The sequence below is a fragment of the Streptomyces sp. NPDC054863 genome (genome assembly GCF_053610825.1).
Genome location: NZ_JBSGZD010000159.1, coordinates 1 through 17,731, shown reverse-complemented (window position 1 = coordinate 17,731; position 17,731 = coordinate 1). Strand labels below are relative to the sequence as shown.

The following is a 17,731-nucleotide window of genomic DNA, read 5'->3' as shown; positions in this document are numbered from 1 at the left end:
CCCTCGGCCGTACGAAGAAGAAGGGAACCGGAGCGGCGTGGCTCAGAGCACGCGCACGGCGCCGGTCGGCGGGTCGTACGACAGCGGACGCTCCACCACACCGGTGCCGGAGTTCTGCGCACCGACGAAGTTGCCGCCGCCCACGTAGATGCCCACGTGGTACGCGCTGCCCGCGCTGCCCCAGTAAAGGATGTCGCCCGGCTGCAGGTTGTCGAGACCGACCTGCGTGCCCATGGTGGACTGGCTCTGCGAGACGCGCGGCAGGTCGACACCGATGGAGCCGAACGCGGCCTGCATGAGGCTGGAGCAGTCCCAGGCGTTCGGCCCGGTGCTGCCCAGGACGTACGCGTCGCCGATCTGCGCCCGTGCGAACGCGATGACGGACGCGGCGCTGCCGGTCGCGGACGACGAGGACGCCGAGCTGCCGGAGCCCTTCGAGGACGACGAGGAGTCGGAGGAGGAGTACGAGCTCAGGGAGGTGCGCTCGGTGGAACGCGAGGCGCGCTCCTGCTCGGCCTTCTCCTCGGCCTTCTTGCGGGCGGCCTCGGCGGCCTTCTTCTCGGCCTCCGCCTTGCGGTCCGCCTCGGCCTTGGCCTTCTTGGCGTCCTTCATGGCGGTTTCGGCCGCGGCGTCCTGACGGACCTGGCGGTCGTACTCGAAGGCGATCTGCTGCGTCGCCTCGACAGCGGTGTTGACCGTGGCGGCGGACTTGGCGGGCGTGGAAGCGGCGGTGGTCGTCAGCTGGGGCATCTCGACGGTCTCGTGCACCGGCTCCGCGTTCGCCGGAGCCGCCGCACCAGCCACCGCGATGGTGCTGAGGACGCCACCGGCAACTCCGGCACGGAGCGCCATCTTCGAGGCGCTGCGGCGGGGCTTCCGGTGGCTGGGTATGTGAGCGGTGTGGGACATGAGAACTACCGCTATCAGAGGTAACGAGTCGGCATCAAGAAACGTGGTCTCCGCCACAGTTGCCATCCAGCGGCCCGAATTCCGCGTCCGCGCACCCTTATTGACGCCGTAAAGGGCAAAACGGGCATCGCCGATCAACCCTGTGATCATGGGTTTTCCGCGATACGCCCCAATTGCCCCGACGCCTACCATCCGTTCACACGCATGGCCAAGCCCGCTTTTCTGACGGACCCTTAGGGGTGACGCAGGTCACAATCGGGGCTCGCTCCGTCGGCTTGTCCGCTCGTGAACGCGCGCACGAGTCCACTTGCCTCCCCGAACCCCCTCGCGAGAGTGAGTGCGGAGCCCCTATCACCGACGCGTGTCCATCTCCAATTTGCCTGTAGGCGCCATCTCTTGATAGAGCGCCACGCCTCCGACCAGCGACGACACCACCGAATGTCACGTCAGGTGATCACTTGCGTGCTTCCGGTACGTAGATCACCGTGCATCCGCGTTCATGATCCTTCGTCAGGTGGTGGAGATCACAAAGGCGTTGTCGTACCCCGTGTCGCAGATCACAGACCGGCAGGCATAGGATGCGGGGCAGTCAGGCTTGTGAACTGCCTCACATATCCGCGATCTTCATACGGTTCTTCCGCGGCGAGGCGCACCGGCCCCCCGCGACGGGGCAAGTGCGAGCCCGGCGCGGTCCAACGGTCAAGGACGACTGGAAGGAGCGAGGAGGGTGAATGCTTACGCGCCCATCCTTGTGCTCGGCGCCCTCGGGGCAGGGTTTGCGATCTTCTCCGTGGTCATGGCCACGCTTATCGGCCCCAAGCGCTACAACCGGGCAAAGCAGGAAGCGTACGAGTGCGGCATCGAGCCCACTCCCACGCCGGCGGGCGGTGGCCGCTTTCCCATCAAGTACTACCTGACGGCGATGTTGTTCATCATTTTCGACATCGAGATCGTCTTCCTCTACCCCTGGGCGGTCTCCTTCGACGCCCTGGGGATTTTCGGGCTCGTCGAGATGCTCCTCTTCGTGCTCACCGTTTTTGTCGCGTACGCGTACGTATGGCGTCGCGGCGGCCTGGAATGGGACTGAGGGGCTGAGGGATCACCCATGGGACTCGAAGAGAAACTGCCGAGCGGATTTCTGCTGACGACGGTCGAACAGGCCGCGGGCTGGGTGCGGAAGTCCTCCGTCTTCCCCGCGACCTTCGGCCTCGCCTGCTGCGCCATCGAGATGATGACGACGGGGGCGGGCCGGTACGACCTGGCCCGCTTCGGCATGGAGGTCTTCCGCGGTTCACCGCGGCAGGCCGACCTGATGATCGTGGCCGGCCGGGTCAGCCAGAAGATGGCGCCGGTGCTGCGACAGGTCTACGACCAGATGCCGAACCCCAAGTGGGTCATCTCCATGGGGGTTTGCGCCTCCTCGGGCGGCATGTTCAACAACTACGCGATCGTGCAGGGCGTCGACCACATCGTTCCGGTCGACATCTACCTGCCGGGCTGCCCGCCCCGCCCCGAGATGCTGATCGACGCGATCCTCAAGCTCCACCAGAAGATCCAGAGCTCCAAGCTCGGCGTCAACGCGGAGGAAGCGGCCCGCGAGGCGGAGGAAGCAGCACTCAAGGCGCTCCCCACGATCGAGATGAAGGGGCTGCTCCGGTGAGCGAGCAACACGAGGGCACGCCGAACGGCGTCCCCGCCCAGCGAGCGGACACCGGCGAGGTCCTCCGCACCCGCAAGGGCATGTTCGGCGCCAACGACGGTGGCGACACGACCGGTTACGGCGGACTCGTCCGCACGGTCACCTTCCCCGGCGAATCGTCCCGCCCGTACGGAGGATGGTTCGACGAGGTCGCGGACGAGCTCGAAGGCGCCCTGGAGGAGCAGGACCTGCTCCCCTCGCACGCCATCGAGAAGACGGTCGTCGACCGGGGCGAGCTCACCTTCCACATCGCCCGCGAGCACCTCCTGAAGGTCGCCCGCACACTGCGCGACGACCCGGCCCTGCGCTTCGAGCTCTGTACCGGAGTCAGCGCCGTGCACTACCTGGAGGACAAGGGCCGCGAGCTGCACGCCGTCTACCACCTGCGCTCGCTCACGCACGGCCGGCTGATCCGCATCGAAGTCAGTGCCCCCGACGCCGACCCGCACATCCCCTCGCTGGTCCAGGTGTACCCGACCAACGACTGGCACGAGCGCGAGGCGTACGACTTCTTCGGCCTGGTCTTCGACGGCCACCCCGCCCTGACCCGGATCATGATGCCGGACGACTGGCAGGGCTTCCCGCAGCGCAAGGACTACCCCCTCGGCGGCATCGCCGTCGAGTACAAGGGCGCCCAGATCCCGGCTCCGGACCAGCGGAGGTCGTACTCGTGACCACCCCCTCTTCATCCCCCACCTCGGCCTCGGCCCGCGAGACCACCGAAGGCACCGTCTACACGGTCACCGGCGGCGACTGGGACGAGGTCGTACAGGCCGCGTCGAAGGCCGACGACGAGCGCATCGTCGTCAACATGGGCCCCCAGCACCCGTCCACGCACGGCGTGCTCCGTCTGATCCTGGAGATCGACGGCGAGACCGTCACCGAGGCACGCTGCGGCATCGGCTACCTCCACACCGGCATCGAGAAGAACCTCGAATTCCGGAACTGGACGCAGGGCACCACCTTCGTCACGCGCATGGACTACCTGACGCCGTTCTTCAACGAGACCGCGTACTGCCTGGGCGTCGAGAAGCTGCTCGGCATCACCGACCAGATTCCCGACCGCGCCAGCATCATCCGCGTCATGTTGATGGAGCTGAACCGGCTCTCCTCGCACCTGGTGTGCATCGCCACCGGTGGCATGGAGCTCGGCGCGACCACGATCATGATCTACGGCTTCCGGGACCGCGAACTCATCCTGGACGCCTTCGAGCTGATCACCGGCCTGCGGATGAACCACGCGTTCGTCCGCCCCGGCGGCCTCGCCCAGGACCTCCCGCCCGGGGCCATGGACAAGCTCGGCGAGCTCCTGAAGACCATGCGCAAGAACCTGCCGGAGTACGACAAGCTCGCCACCGGCAACGCCATCTTCAAGGCCCGCATGCAGGACGTCGGCCACCTCGACCTCACCGGCTGCATGGCCCTCGGCGCCACGGGCCCGGTGCTCCGCTCGGCAGGCCTGCCGCACGACCTGCGCAAGACCGACCCGTACTGCGGATACGAGACCTACGACTTCGAGGTCCCCACCGCCGACACCTGCGACTCCTACGGCCGCTTCCTCATCCGGCTCGAAGAGATGCGCCAGTCCCTCGACATCGTCGAGCAGTGCCTGGAGCGCCTCAAGAAGCCCGGGGACGTGATGGTCGCCGACAAGAAGATCGCCTGGCCCGCCCAACTGGCCATCGGCGCCGACGGTCTCGGCAACTCGCTCGACCACATCAAGAAGATCATGGGCACCTCCATGGAGGCCCTGATCCACCACTTCAAGCTGGTCACCGAGGGCTTCCGGGTCCCGCCCGGCCAGGCCTACGCGGCCGTCGAGTCCCCCAAGGGCGAACTCGGCGTGCACGTCGTCTCCGACGGCGGCACCCGCCCCTACCGGGTCCACTTCCGCGACCCGTCCTTCACCAACCTCCAGGCCATGGCGGCGATGTGCGAGGGCGGCCAGGTCGCCGACGTCATCGTCGCCGTCGCGTCCATCGACCCCGTGATGGGAGGCGTCGACCGATGACCGATGTGTCACTGGGCATGCCCCAACTGCCCGCCCCCGCCTACCCGGACGAGGTCAGGGCCCGCCTCGAAGCGGATGCGCAGGAGGTGATCGGCCGCTACCCCGACAGCCGCTCCGCGCTGCTGCCGCTGCTGCACCTCGTGCAGTCCGAGGAGGGGCACGTCTCCCGCACCGGCATGCGGTTCTGCGCCGAGGTCCTCGGCCTGACCACCGCAGAGGTCACCGCGGTCGCCACCTTCTACACCATGTACCGGCGCAAGAAGTCCGGCGACTACCAGGTCGGCGTCTGCACCAACACGCTGTGCGCGGTGATGGGCGGCGACGCCATCTTCGACGAGCTCAAGTCGTACCTGGGCGTGGGCAACAACGAGACCACCGGCGACGGCAAGGTCACCCTCGAACACATCGAGTGCAACGCCGCCTGCGACTACGCCCCCGTGGTGATGGTCAACTGGGAGTTCTTCGACAACCAGACCCCCGAGTCGGCCAAGCAGCTCGTCGACGACCTCCGCTCGGGCCGCACCGTCGAGCCGACCCGCGGCGCCCCCCTGTGCACCTACAAGGAGACCGCCCGCATCCTGGCCGGTTTCCCGGACGAGCGCCCGGGCGCGGTAGAGGCATCCGGAGGCGCCGGGCACGCCTCGCTGATCGGCCTCAAGCTCGCCAAGGGCGAGGCACCGGCCACCGCCCGCGTCGTGTCGCCGCGCGCGGAGAGCAGCCGCGACGCGGCACCGCGCGACGCCGCCCCGCAGCCGGGCTCCGAGCACCTCAGCTCGCACGACGCCCCGCAGCAGACCTCGGCCTCCGACCCGGCCGCGGCACCTGAGCAGCACCCGGCAGGCCCCGCTTCCGAGGAGGGTGAGTGATGACCTTGGCCACCGAGATGACCGGAAACGGCAACGGCAACGGGGACAGCCCCGAGAAGCTGCTCTCGCCCGTCCTGTCCGCCTTCTGGGACGACCCCCGGTCGTGGACGCTGGAGACCTACCGGAGGCACGAGGGGTACGAGGGCCTGCGCAAGGCCCTCGCCATGACTCCGGACGACCTCATCGCCTACGTGAAGGACTCCGGTCTGCGCGGTCGCGGCGGTGCCGGATTCCCCACCGGAATGAAGTGGCAGTTCATTCCGCAGGGTGATGGAAAGCCGCACTATCTAGTTGTCAACGCCGACGAATCGGAGCCGGGGACCTGCAAGGACATCCCGCTCCTCTTCGCGAACCCGCACAGCCTCATCGAGGGCATCGTCATTGCGTGTTACGCGATCCGGTCGCATCACGCGTTCATCTATCTGCGCGGAGAGACCGTCCCCGTGCTGCGCAGGCTGCACGAGGCCGTGCGGGAGGCGTACGCCGCCGGCTACCTCGGCACGAACATCCTCGGCAGCGGACTCGATCTCGAACTCACCGTGCACGCAGGGGCGGGTGCGTACATCTGCGGAGAAGAGACCGCGCTGCTCGACTCGCTCGAAGGCCGTCGCGGCCAGCCCCGGCTGCGTCCTCCTTTCCCTGCGGTCGCCGGGCTTTATGCCTGTCCCACTGTTGTCAACAACGTCGAGTCGATCGCATCGGTTCCCGCGATTCTGAATCGGGGCAAAGACTGGTTCCGATCGATGGGCAGCGAGAAGTCCGCGGGCTTCACGCTGTACTCGCTGAGCGGCCATGTCACCAACCCCGGCCAGTTCGAGGCCCCGTTGGGAATCACGCTGCGCCAGCTGCTCGACATGAGCGGCGGAATGCGCGCCGGGCACCGGCTGAAGTTCTGGACGCCGGGCGGCTCTTCGACCCCGATGTTCACGGACGAGCACCTCGATGTGCCGCTCGACTACGAGGGCGTGGCAGCCGCCGGATCCATGCTCGGCACCAAGGCGCTCCAGTGCTTCGACGAGACGACGTGCGTCGTGCGGGCCGTGACCCGCTGGACCGAGTTCTACGCCCACGAGTCCTGCGGCAAGTGCACACCCTGCCGCGAAGGCACGTACTGGCTCGTCCAGTTGCTGCGCGACATCGAGGCCGGCAAGGGGCAGATGTCCGACCTCGAAAAACTCAACGACATCGCCGACAACATCAACGGCAAGTCCTTCTGCGCGCTGGGAGACGGAGCGGCCTCGCCGATCTTCTCCTCGCTCAAGTACTTCCGCGAGGAGTACGAGCAGCACATCACCGGCAAGGGCTGCCCCTTCGACCCCGCCAAGTCGACCCTCTGGGCCGACAAGCACCTGGAGGTGAACGCATGACCGTCACGACAAGTGCACCCTCCGGGGGCGGCGAGGCGGCGGTCCCGCCCGAGGACCTCGTGTCCCTCACCATCGACGGCATCGACATCAGTGTCCCCAAGGGGACCCTGGTGATCCGCGCCGCCGAACTCCTCGGCATCGAGATCCCCCGCTTCTGCGACCACCCCCTCCTCGACCCGGCCGGCGCCTGCCGCCAGTGCATCGTCGAGGTCGAGGGCCAGCGCAAGCCGATGGCTTCCTGCACCATCACCTGCACCGACGGCATGGTGGTGAAGTCCCAGCTCACCTCGCCGGTCGCCGACAAGGCGCAGCGCGGAGTGATGGAACTCCTCCTGATCAACCACCCGTTGGACTGCCCGGTCTGCGACAAGGGCGGCGAGTGCCCCCTGCAGAACCAGGCCATGTCGCACGGCGACGCCGACTCCCGCTTCGACGGCAGGAAGCGGACGTACGAGAAGCCCGTCCCGATCTCCACCCAGGTGCTCCTGGACCGCGAGCGGTGCGTGCTCTGCGCGCGCTGCACCCGGTTCTCCAACCAGGTGGCGGGCGACCCGATGATCGAGCTGATCGAGCGCGGTGCGCTCCAGCAGGTCGGCACGGGCGAGGGCGACCCCTTCGAGTCGTACTTCTCCGGCAACACCATCCAGATCTGCCCGGTGGGCGCGCTCACCTCGGCCGCGTACCGCTTCCGCTCCCGGCCCTTCGACCTCGTGTCGAGCCCGTCCGTCTGCGAGCACTGTGCCGGCGGCTGCGCGACCCGTACCGACCACCGTCGCGGCAAGGTCATGCGGCGGATGGCGGCCGAGGACCCGGAGGTCAACGAGGAGTGGCTGTGCGACAAGGGGCGCTTCGGCTTCCGTTACGCCCAGCGCCCCGACCGGCTGACGACTCCGCTCGTACGCAACAAGGAATCCGGTGAGCTGGAGCCCGCGAGCTGGCCGGAAGCGCTGGCGGTCGCGGCCGAGGGACTGGCGGCGGCACGGGGCCGCGCCGGTGTCCTCACCGGCGGCCGGCTGACGGTCGAAGACGCCTACGCGTACGGCAAGTTCGCCCGCGTCGCCCTCGACACCAACGACGTCGACTTCCGCGCCCGTGTGCACAGCAGCGAGGAGGCCGACTTCCTGGCCTCCCGCGTCGCCGGGCGCGGCAGGGACCTCGACGGCACGGGGACGACGTACACCACCCTGGAGAAGGCCCCGGCGGTACTGCTCGCCGGGTTCGAGTCCGAGGAGGAGGCGCCCGGCGTCTTCCTGCGGCTGCGCAAGGCCCACCGCAAGTACGGCCAGCGCACCTTCGCCGTCGCGTCGCACGCCACCCGCGGTCTGACGAAGGCGGGCGGCACCCTGCTCCCCGCCGCCCCCGGCACCGAGACCGAATGGCTCGACGCCCTGGCGGGCCACGCGGGCCTGGACGCCGACGGGGTGAAGGCGGCCGACGCGCTGCGCGAGAGCGGTGCCGTCATCGTCGTCGGGGAGCGCCTGGCCGGTGTGCCGGGTGCGCTCACCGCTGCCGTACGGGCGGCTTCCGCGACCGGCGCCGAGCTGGTGTGGATCCCGCGCAGGGCCGGAGAGCGCGGTGCGGTCGAGGCGGGCGCGATCCCGTCGCTGCTGCCGGGCGGCCGTCCCGCGACCGACCCCCGTGCACGCGAGGAGGTCGCCGCAGCCTGGGGCGTCGCCGAACTGCCGCACCGCTACGGCCGCGACACCGGTCAGATCGTCGAGGCCGCCGCGACCGGTGAGCTCCTCGCCCTGGTCGTCGCCGGGGTCGAGATCGCCGACCTTCCCGACCCGTCGCGCGCGCGCGTGGCGCTGGACGAGGTCCGCTTCCTGGTGTCGCTGGAGCTCCGGCCCAGCGAGGTCACCGACCACGCGGACGTCGTCCTCCCGGTGGCCGCGGTCGCCGAGAAGCCCGGCACCTTCCTCAACTGGGAGGGCAGGGCCCGGATGTTCGAGGCCGCGCTGAAGCCCGAGCAGATGACGCGCCGCCTCGCCCCGAGCGACGCGCGCGTCCTGCACATGCTGGCCGAGGAGATGGCCCTCGCCCCGGGCGCCGAAGGCCACGGCCGTTTCGCGCTGCCGGACCTGAAGTCCGTACGGGGCGAGCTGGACCGGCTCGGCGCCTGGGACGGGCCGCACGCGTCCGCCCCGCTGGAGACCTCCCGGCCGCTGCCCCGCGCGGGCGCCGGAGAGGCCGTCCTCGCGGGCCACCGCCTGCTGCTCGACCAGGGGCGCCTCCAGGACGGCGACGAGGCCCTCGCGGGCACCCGGCACGCCGCCGTGGCCCGGCTTTCCGCGGCCACCGCGGACGAGACCGGTGTCAAGCACGGCGACGTACTCGCCGTCACGGGACCCGCCGGGACGGTCGAACTGCCGCTCCAGGTGAGCGAGATGCCCGACCGCGTGGTCTGGCTCCCGATGAACTCGACCGGCGGCGGCGTCCTCTCCGACACCGGGGCCCGCCCAGGCCAGTTGGTCACCCTCGCGCCCGCAACGACCCTGCCAAGCGCTCCGACGGAGGTGACGTCATGACGGCGTACACACTCGCCGCGGAAGACCTGTCCATGTTCGGCACGGACCCCTGGTGGCTCGTCGCGATCAAGGCCGTCTTCTGCTTCGCGTTCCTGATGGTCACCGTGCTCTTCTCCATCGTGTGGGAGCGCAAGGTCGTCGCCTGGATGCAGCTGCGCATCGGCCCCAACCGGCACGGCCCCTGGGGCATGCTCCAGTCCCTCGCCGACGGCATCAAGCTCATGCTCAAAGAGGATGTGATCGTCAAGCGCGCGGACAAGGTCGTCTACGTCCTCGCGCCGATCATCGCCGCCATCCCCGCCTTCATGGCGATCGCGGTCATCCCCTTCGGCCCTGCGGGCAACGAGGTCTCGATCTTCGGCCACCGCACGACGATGCAGCTCACCGACCTGCCCATCGCGATGCTCTACGTCCTCGCGTGCGCCTCGGTCGGCATCTACGGCATCGTGCTGGCCGGCTGGTCGTCCGGCTCCACCTACCCGCTGCTCGGCGGCCTGCGCTCCTGCGCGCAGATGATCTCGTACGAGATCGCGATGGGCGCCGCGTTCGCCTCGGTCTTCCTCTACTCCGGGTCGATGTCGACCTCGGCGATCGTGGAGGCGCAGGCGGACCGGTGGTACATCCTGCTGCTGCCGGTGTCGTTCATCATCTACATCGTGACGATGGTCGGCGAGACCAACCGGGCGCCGTTCGACATGCCGGAGTCCGAGGGCGACCTCGTCGGCGGCTTCAACACCGAGTACTCGTCGATCAAGTTCGCGCTGTTCATGCTGGCCGAGTACGTCAACATGGTCACCGTCTCGGCGGTCTCGGTCACCCTCTTCCTGGGCGGCTGGAGGGCCCCGTACCCGATCAGCACGTTCTGGGAGGGCGCGAACCACGGCTGGTGGCCGATGCTCTGGTTCGTCCTCAAGGTGCAGGTGCTGCTGTTCTTCTTCATCTGGCTGCGCGGCACGCTGCCACGCGTGCGCTACGACCAGCTGATGAAGCTCGGCTGGAAGGTCCTGATCCCGATCTCGGTGGTCTGGCTGATGCTCGTGGCGACCGTACGGGCGCTGCGCAACGCCAACGTCGAGTACCAGCAGATCGTGCTGTACGTCGCGGGGGCGGTGATCGGCGTGCTGCTGCTGTCGTTCGTGTACGACGCCTTCCGGCGCAGCAAGTCCGAAGAGCCTCAGGACGAGCCCGCTTTCGACCCGATGGCCGGTGGATTCCCGGTGCCTCCGCTGCCCGGACAGACCCTGCCACCGGTACCGCGCAGGCGGTCCAGGCAGGAGCGGGAGCTCGTTGTCAGTGGCGGCGGCAATACTGACAGCAATGCTACGCAGAGTGACGGAAAGGAGGCGGACGGTGTCTGAGGCATCTTCCCGGGGCGAGGACCCCCGGACCCCCTGGCAGAACCCCGTGGCCGGCTTCGGCGTGACCTTCAAGGCCATGTTCAAGAAGCGGCTGACCGAGCAGTATCCGGAGACGCCGAAGGTGACGGCGCCGCGCTTCCACGGCCGGCACCAGCTCAACCGGCACCCGGACGGCCTGGAGAAGTGCATCGGGTGCGAGCTCTGCGCCTGGGCCTGTCCGGCCGACGCGATCTACGTGGAGGGCGCGGACAACACCGAGGAGGAGCGCTACTCCCCGGGCGAGCGCTACGGCCGCGTCTACCAGATCAACTACGCCCGCTGCATCCTGTGCGGGCTGTGCATCGAGGCGTGCCCCACCCGGGCGCTGACGATGACCAACGAGTTCGAACTGGCCGACAGCAGCCGCGAGAACCTCATCTACACCAAGGACCAGCTCCTCGCCGGACTGACCGAGGGCATGGTCGAGTCGCCGCACTCGATCTTCCCCGGCACCGACGAGCAGGACTACTACCGGGGGCTGGTCACCGAGGCCGCGCCCGGGACCGAGCGACAGGTGGCGCTCAGCAAGGGGGAGCGGCCCCAGGAGGGCGCGTCCACCTTCGGTGAGGACGAGCCCGCGTCGAAGAGGACGGTGGGGGCATGAGCACGCTTGCCGCTGCCGCATCGACCGGCGAGGCCGTGCAGTTCTGGGTCCTCGGCACGGTCGCCGTCGTCGGCGCCCTGTGCACGATCCTGATGAAGAAGGCCGTGCACAGCGCGCTGTGCCTCGCCGGGACCATGATCATCCTGGCGGTCTTCTACCTCGCCAACGGGGCGTACTTCCTGGGCATCGTCCAGATCGTCGTCTACACCGGCGCGATCATGATGCTCTTCCTGTTCGTGGTCATGCTCGTCGGTGTCACCGCGGCGGACTCCCTGAAGGAGACGCTCAAGGGGCAGCGCTGGCTGGCCGCCGGATGCGGGCTCGGCTTCGGCATCCTGCTCATCGCGGGCATCCGCAACGCCCAGTTGAAGGAGTTCAACGGGCTGGCGAAGGCCAACGCGGGCGGCAACGTCGAGGGCCTGGCGGAGCTGATCTTCACCAAGTACGTCTTCGCCTTCGAGATCACCGGCGCCCTGCTGATCACCGCGACCGTCGGCGCGATGGTCCTCACCAACCGCGAGCGCACCGAGCGTGCCAAGACCCAGCGCGAGCTGGCCGAGCAGCGCGTGCGCGCGGGCAAGCACCTGCCGCCGCTGCCCGCCCCCGGCGTCTACGCCCGGCACAACGCGGTGGACGTCGCCGGTCTGCTGCCCGACGGCACCCCGTCCGAGCTGACCGTCATGAAGACGCTGCGCGAGCGCGGTCAGATCCGCGACGTGTCGGCCGAGGCCATGGACGACCTCAGGGCCCTGGAGCAGCGCTCCGAGGAGCGCCTCGGCCGTGGCGCGGACAGTGGCGCCGGCCGCCACGAGGCGGAGCCTCACACGTCACCGCGAGAAGAGGAGGCAGCCAAGTGAGTCCGGTCAACTACCTCTATCTGGCCGCCCTGTTGTTCACCATCGGCGCGGCAGGAGTGCTGATCCGGCGCAACGCCATCGTCGTGTTCATGTGCGTCGAGCTGATGCTCAACGCCTGCAACCTGGCATTCGTCGCGTTCTCCCGGATGCACGGCAATCTCGACGGCCAGATCATCGCCTTCTTCACGATGGTCGTCGCCGCCGCCGAGGTCGTGGTCGGCCTGGCGATCATCGTGTCGCTGTTCCGGTCCCGCCACTCGGCCTCGGTCGACGACGCCAGCCTGATGAAGCTGTAAGGGGTCGTAAAGAATCGTGGAGAACTTGATCGCGCTGCTCGTCGCGGCGCCACTGCTCGGAGCGGCCGTACTGCTGTGCGGCGGACGCCGGTTGGACAAGGTCGGACACTGGCTGGGCACCCTGCTCGCCGCCGCGTCCTTCGTCATCGGTGCCGTGCTCTTCCTCGACATGATCGGCAAGGGTGCCGGTGAGCGGGCCCTGCACCAGAAGCTGTTCAGCTGGGTCCCGGTCGAGAGCTTCCAGGCGGACATCGCCTTCCAGCTCGACCAGCTGTCGATGACCTTCGTCCTGCTGATCACCGGTGTGGGCACCCTGATCCACCTCTACTCGATCGGGTACATGGAGCACGACGAGCGCCGTCGGCGCTTCTTCGGCTACCTGAACCTCTTCCTCGCGGCGATGCTCCTGCTCGTCGTCGCCGACAACTACCTCCTGCTGTACTTCGGCTGGGAGGGCGTCGGCCTCGCCTCGTACCTGCTCATCGGGTTCTGGCAGCACAAGCCGAGTGCGGCGACGGCGGCCAAGAAGGCCTTCCTCGTCAACCGCGTGGGCGACATCGGCCTGTCCATCGCGATCATGCTGATGTTCACCACCTTCGGGACCTTCGCCTTCGGGTCCGTCCTGGGGGCGACGGAGGGTGCGAGCGAGGGCAAGCTCACCGCGATCGGCCTGATGCTGCTGCTCGCCGCGTGCGGCAAGTCGGCGCAGGTGCCGCTGCAGTCCTGGCTCGGCGACGCGATGGAGGGCCCGACCCCGGTCTCGGCCCTCATCCACGCGGCGACGATGGTGACCGCGGGCGTGTATCTGATCGTCAGGTCCGGTGCCATCTTCGATGCCGCGCCCGACGCCCAGTTGGCGGTCACCGTCGTGGGAGCGGTCACGCTGCTCTTCGGTGCGATCGTCGGTTGTGCCAAGGACGACATCAAGAAGGCGCTCGCCGGATCGACGATGTCGCAGATCGGCTACATGATCCTCGCGGCCGGCCTCGGCCCGATCGGCTACGCCTTCGCGATCATGCACCTGGTGACGCACGGCTTCTTCAAGGCGGGCCTCTTCCTCGGCGCCGGATCCGTCATGCACGGCATGAACGACGAGGTCGACATGCGGAAGTACGGCGGCCTGCGCAAGTACATGCCGGTCACCTTCGTGACGTTCGGGCTGGGATATCTCGCCATCATCGGCTTCCCCGGTCTTTCCGGCTTCTTCTCCAAGGACAAGATCATCGAGGCGGCGTTCGCCGCGGGCGGCGTCCAGGGCTGGATCCTGGGCGGAGCCACGCTGCTGGGCGCCGGACTCACCGCGTTCTACATGACGCGCGTGATGCTGATGACCTTCTTCGGCGAGAAGCGCTGGCAGCCGGACGCGGAGGGCAACGAGCCGCACCCGCACGAGTCGCCCAGGTCGATGACGATCCCCATGATCGTGCTCGCCTTCGGGTCGGTCTTCGCCGGTGGGTTCTTCTCGATCGGCGACCGGTTCGTCAACTGGCTGGAGCCGGTGACCAAGTTCGAGCACCCGCACCCGCCGATCAGCATCCCGGTCATCACCGGCGCGACGATCGCGGTCCTGCTGCTCGGCGTGGTCGCCGCGTACTTCCAGTACGGCCGCAAGCCCGTTCCCGTGGTCGCCCCGCGCGGCTCGCTGCTCACCCGGGCCGCCCGCCGCGACCTCCTCCAGGACGACTTCAACCACGTCGTCCTGGTCCGCGGCGGCGAGCACCTCACCCGCTCGCTCGTCTACCTCGACCACAGCGTGGTCGACGGCGTGGTCAACGGCACCGCCGCCTCGGTCGGCGGGCTCTCGGGCCGGCTGCGCAAGCTTCAGAACGGCTACGCCCGCTCGTACGCGGTCTCGATGTTCGGCGGTACGGCGATCCTCATCGCCGCGACCCTGCTGATGAGGGCGGTCTGATCACGATGTCCTTTCCCCTTCTCACCGCGACGGCGGTCCTCCCGGCGGCCGGTGCCATCCTCACCGCCGCCGTGCCCGCCGCCCGTCGCACGGCAGCCAAGTGGCTCGCGCTGCTGGTCTCGCTCGGCACACTGGTGCTGGCCGCGATCGTCCTCGTACGGTTCGAACCGGGCGGCGACCGCTACCAGCTGACCGAATCGCACGCCTGGATCAAGGACTTCGGAGTCCGGTACGAACTGGGCGTCGACGGCATCGGTGTGGTGCTCGTCGCGCTGACCGCGCTGCTGATCCCGTTCGTGATCGTCGCCGGGTGGAACGACGCCGATCCGCTGGAGACCAAGTCGAAGCGCTGGCGCCCCACCCAGGGCTTCTTCGCGCTGATCCTGATGGTCGAAGCGATGGTGATCATCTCCTTCGAGGCCACGGACGTCTTCCTCTTCTACATCTTCTTCGAAGCCATGCTCATTCCGATGTACTTCCTCATCGGCGGCTTCGGAGACCGGGCGCACGCCGGCACGGACGAGGCGGCGGCGACCCAACGGTCGTACGCGGCGGTCAAGTTCCTGCTCTACAACCTGGCCGGCGGCCTCCTCATGCTGGCCGCCGTCATCGGGCTCTACACGGTCACCGGGACGTTCTCGCTCTCGGAGATCGCACAAATGCGTGCGGCCGGCACCCTGGAGATGTCGACCAACATCGAACGGCTGCTGTTCCTCGGGTTCTTCTTCGCCTTCGCGGTGAAGGCCCCGCTGTGGCCGCTGCACACCTGGCTGCCGAATGCGATGGGCGAGGCGACCGCCCCGGTCGCCGTCCTCATCACCGCGGTCGTCGACAAGGTCGGCACCTTCGCGATGCTCCGCTTCTGCCTCCAGCTCTTCCCGGAGGCCAGCAAGTGGGCGACGCCCGTCGTCCTCGTACTGGCGCTGATCAGCATCGTGTACGGGGCGCTGCTCGCCGTCGGCCAGCGCGACATCAAGAGGCTCGTGGCGTACGCGTCGATCTCGCACTTCGGCTTCATCATCCTGGGCATCTTCGCGATGACCAGCCAGGGCCAGTCCGGTGCGACGCTCTACATGGTCAACCACGGGATCTCGACGGCCGCGCTGATGCTCGTCGCGGGCTTCCTCATCTCGCGGCGCGGCTCGCGGCTCATCGCCGACTACGGCGGGGTGCAGAAGGTCGCCCCGGTGCTCGCCGGCACCTTCCTGATCGGCGGTCTGGCGACGCTTTCGCTGCCCGGCCTCGCACCGTTCGTCAGCGAATTCCTGGTCCTGGTCGGGGTGTTCGCCGCGTACCCGGTGGTCGGCATCATCGCCACCAGCGGCATCGTCCTCGCCGCGCTGTACGTCCTCGTGCTCTACCAGCGCACGATGACCGGCCCGGTGAAGGCCGAGGTCAGCGGAATGCCGGACCTCAAGGCGCGGGAACTGGCGGTGGTCGTCCCGCTGATCGTGATGCTGATCGGACTCGGCGTCTACCCGAAGCCGCTGACCGACATCGTCAACCCGGCGGTCACCCACACCATGCACGACGTGAACAAGCAGGACCCCAAGCCTGAAGTGGAGGCCGCGAAGTGAGCGCACCAACTGTCCACAGCCTGTGGACGAATCTGGCGGCGGCGACTCCTCCCGGCACCCCGGGGTCGACCTTCGAGACGCCGACCATCGAGTACGCACAGCTGTCGCCGATCCTCATCGTCGTCGGCGCCGCAGTCCTCGGTGTGCTGGCGGAAGCGTTCGTGCCCCGAAAAGGGCGGTATTACACCCAGTTGTTCATCGCGGTGGTCGCGATCGCGGCAGCCTTCGCCGCCGTCGTCGGGCTCGCCGCCAGCGGGTTCGCCACCACCAAGGCGCAGATCTCGGCGATGGGCGCCATCGCCGTCGACGGCCCGGCGCTGTTCCTCCAGGGCACCATTCTGCTGGCCTCGCTGGTCGCGATCTTCACCTTCGCCGAGCGCCGGCTCGACCCTCAGGCGCACGGAAACCGGATCGACTCCTTCGCGGCGGACGCCGCGGCGGTACCCGGCAGCGATGCCGAGAAGGCGGCGGTCAAGGCCGGGTTCACCACCACCGAGGTCTTCCCGCTCGTGATGTTCGCGGTGGCGGGGCTGCTCGCCTTCCCGGCCGCCAACGACCTGCTGACCCTGTTCATCGCGCTCGAAGTCTTCTCGCTGCCGCTGTACCTCCTGTGCGCCGTCGCCCGCCGCAAGCGGCTGATGTCGCAGGAGGCGGCCGTGAAGTACTTCCTGCTCGGCGCGTTCTCCTCCGCGTTCCTGCTGTTCGGCATCGCCCTGCTCTACGGCTACGCGGGCTCCGTCTCGTACGCGAAGATCGCCGACGTCGTGGACGGCACCGTCCAGCAGATCGACCCGGCGCTCGCCGACACCATGGGCAACGACGCACTGCTGCTCATCGGCATGGCGATGATCCTGATGGGCCTGCTCTTCAAGGTCGGCGCGGTCCCGTTCCACATGTGGACCCCGGACGTCTACCAGGGCGCCCCGACGCCGGTCACCGGCTTCATGGCGGCGGCGACGAAGGTCGCGGCGTTCGGTGCGCTGCTGCGGCTGCTGTACGTGGTCCTGCCGGGTCTCACCTGGGACTGGCGGCCGGTCATGTGGGGCGTCGCGATCGTCACCATGCTGGGCGGCGCGGTCGTCGCGATCACCCAGACCGACATCAAGAGGCTGCTCGCGTACTCCTCGATCGCGCACGGCGGGTTCATCCTGGCCGGTGTCATCGCGGCCACCCCCGACGGCATCTCGTCCGTCCTCTTCTACCTGCTCGCGTACTCCTTCGTCACGATCGGCGCCTTCGCCGTCGTCACGCTGGTGCGCGACGCGGGCGGCGAGGCGACGCACCTGTCGAAGTGGGCCGGTCTCGGCCGGCGCTCGCCGCTGGTCGCCGCGGTCTTCGCGGTCTTCCTGCTCGCCTTCGCGGGCATTCCGCTGACCTCCGGGTTCTCGGGGAAGTTCGCGGTCTTCAAGGCGGCGGCCGAGGGCGGGGCCGGGGTGCTGGTCGTGGTCGGTGTGCTGTCGTCGGCGATCGCCGCGTTCTTCTACATCCGGGTCATCGTGCTGATGTTCTTCAGCGAGCCCAAGGCGGACGGCCCCACGGTCGCAGTGCCGTCGCCGCTGACGATGACCGCGATCGGAGTGGGAGTGGCGGTGACGCTGGTGCTCGGCGTCGCCCCGCAGTACTTCCTGGATCTGGCCGGTCAGGCGGGCACATTCGTCCGCTAGCCCTGGATACGTACGGAAATGCCGCCGCCCGGCGCCCTCACGAG

15 protein-coding genes are annotated in these 17,731 nt (G+C 68.5%); 14 read left to right on the top strand and 1 reads right to left on the bottom strand.

The window, feature by feature from the left end:
• Positions 1–42 precede the first annotated feature (42 nt).
• Entirely contained in the window at positions 43–909 is an 867-nt protein-coding gene (locus tag ACWGIG_RS24745) for a C40 family peptidase (protein WP_453323848.1), read from the bottom strand.
• Between the two features lie 727 nt (positions 910–1,636).
• On the opposite strand from ACWGIG_RS24745, the gene ACWGIG_RS24740 reads away from it, so the two are divergent.
• The 14 genes from ACWGIG_RS24740 to nuoN are packed head-to-tail and all read left to right on the top strand — an operon-like array spanning position 1,637 to position 17,687.
• Positions 1,637–1,996, top strand: a complete 360-nt coding sequence (locus ACWGIG_RS24740; protein ID WP_384350741.1) for an NADH-quinone oxidoreductase subunit A — start codon at positions 1,637–1,639, stop codon at positions 1,994–1,996.
• Between the two features lie 18 nt (positions 1,997–2,014).
• The gene (locus ACWGIG_RS24735) at positions 2,015–2,569 is read left to right on the top strand and encodes a NuoB/complex I 20 kDa subunit family protein (RefSeq protein WP_055509252.1); all 555 of its coding nucleotides are present in this window, start codon (positions 2,015–2,017) and stop codon (positions 2,567–2,569) included.
• Positions 2,566–3,282 (top strand): NADH-quinone oxidoreductase subunit C, encoded by a 717-nt coding sequence (locus ACWGIG_RS24730; protein ID WP_453323847.1) that lies wholly within the window; start codon positions 2,566–2,568, stop codon positions 3,280–3,282. The genes ACWGIG_RS24735 and ACWGIG_RS24730 overlap by 4 nt, the downstream gene beginning before the upstream one ends.
• On the top strand, positions 3,279–4,619 hold the full coding sequence (locus tag ACWGIG_RS24725) for an NADH-quinone oxidoreductase subunit D (protein ID WP_453323846.1): 1,341 nt from the start codon (positions 3,279–3,281) through the stop codon (positions 4,617–4,619). Before ACWGIG_RS24730 ends, ACWGIG_RS24725 begins: the two co-directional genes overlap by 4 nt.
• Positions 4,620–4,636: 17 nt before the next feature.
• The gene (gene nuoE, locus ACWGIG_RS24720; RefSeq protein ID WP_453323849.1) at positions 4,637–5,485 is read left to right on the top strand and encodes an NADH-quinone oxidoreductase subunit NuoE; all 849 of its coding nucleotides are present in this window, start codon (positions 4,637–4,639) and stop codon (positions 5,483–5,485) included.
• Entirely contained in the window at positions 5,485–6,852 is a 1,368-nt protein-coding gene (nuoF, locus tag ACWGIG_RS24715; protein WP_453323845.1) for an NADH-quinone oxidoreductase subunit NuoF, read from the top strand. Before nuoE ends, nuoF begins: the two co-directional genes overlap by 1 nt.
• Entirely contained in the window at positions 6,849–9,380 is a 2,532-nt protein-coding gene (locus ACWGIG_RS24710; protein WP_453323844.1) for an NADH-quinone oxidoreductase subunit G, read from the top strand. Before nuoF ends, ACWGIG_RS24710 begins: the two co-directional genes overlap by 4 nt.
• The gene (nuoH, locus tag ACWGIG_RS24705) at positions 9,377–10,738 is read left to right on the top strand and encodes an NADH-quinone oxidoreductase subunit NuoH (protein WP_453323843.1); all 1,362 of its coding nucleotides are present in this window, start codon (positions 9,377–9,379) and stop codon (positions 10,736–10,738) included. The genes ACWGIG_RS24710 and nuoH overlap by 4 nt, the downstream gene beginning before the upstream one ends.
• Entirely contained in the window at positions 10,698–11,381 is a 684-nt protein-coding gene (nuoI, locus tag ACWGIG_RS24700; protein ID WP_453323842.1) for an NADH-quinone oxidoreductase subunit NuoI, read from the top strand. The genes nuoH and nuoI overlap by 41 nt, the downstream gene beginning before the upstream one ends.
• A complete protein-coding gene (locus ACWGIG_RS24695; RefSeq protein WP_453323841.1) occupies positions 11,378–12,238 on the top strand; it encodes an NADH-quinone oxidoreductase subunit J in 861 nt (286 codons plus the stop codon). Before nuoI ends, ACWGIG_RS24695 begins: the two co-directional genes overlap by 4 nt.
• A complete protein-coding gene (gene nuoK / locus ACWGIG_RS24690) occupies positions 12,235–12,534 on the top strand; it encodes an NADH-quinone oxidoreductase subunit NuoK (RefSeq protein WP_453323840.1) in 300 nt (99 codons plus the stop codon). The genes ACWGIG_RS24695 and nuoK overlap by 4 nt, the downstream gene beginning before the upstream one ends.
• A gap of 16 nt (positions 12,535–12,550) precedes the next feature.
• The gene (nuoL, locus tag ACWGIG_RS24685; protein WP_453323839.1) at positions 12,551–14,446 is read left to right on the top strand and encodes an NADH-quinone oxidoreductase subunit L; all 1,896 of its coding nucleotides are present in this window, start codon (positions 12,551–12,553) and stop codon (positions 14,444–14,446) included.
• Positions 14,447–14,451: 5 nt separating this feature from the next.
• Positions 14,452–16,023: an NADH-quinone oxidoreductase subunit M gene (locus ACWGIG_RS24680; RefSeq protein ID WP_453323838.1), complete on the top strand. Its 1,572-nt coding sequence runs from the start codon at positions 14,452–14,454 to the stop codon at positions 16,021–16,023.
• Positions 16,020–17,687 (top strand): NADH-quinone oxidoreductase subunit NuoN, encoded by a 1,668-nt coding sequence (nuoN, locus tag ACWGIG_RS24675; RefSeq protein ID WP_453323837.1) that lies wholly within the window; start codon positions 16,020–16,022, stop codon positions 17,685–17,687. The genes ACWGIG_RS24680 and nuoN overlap by 4 nt, the downstream gene beginning before the upstream one ends.
• Positions 17,688–17,731: the final 44 nt, after the last annotated feature.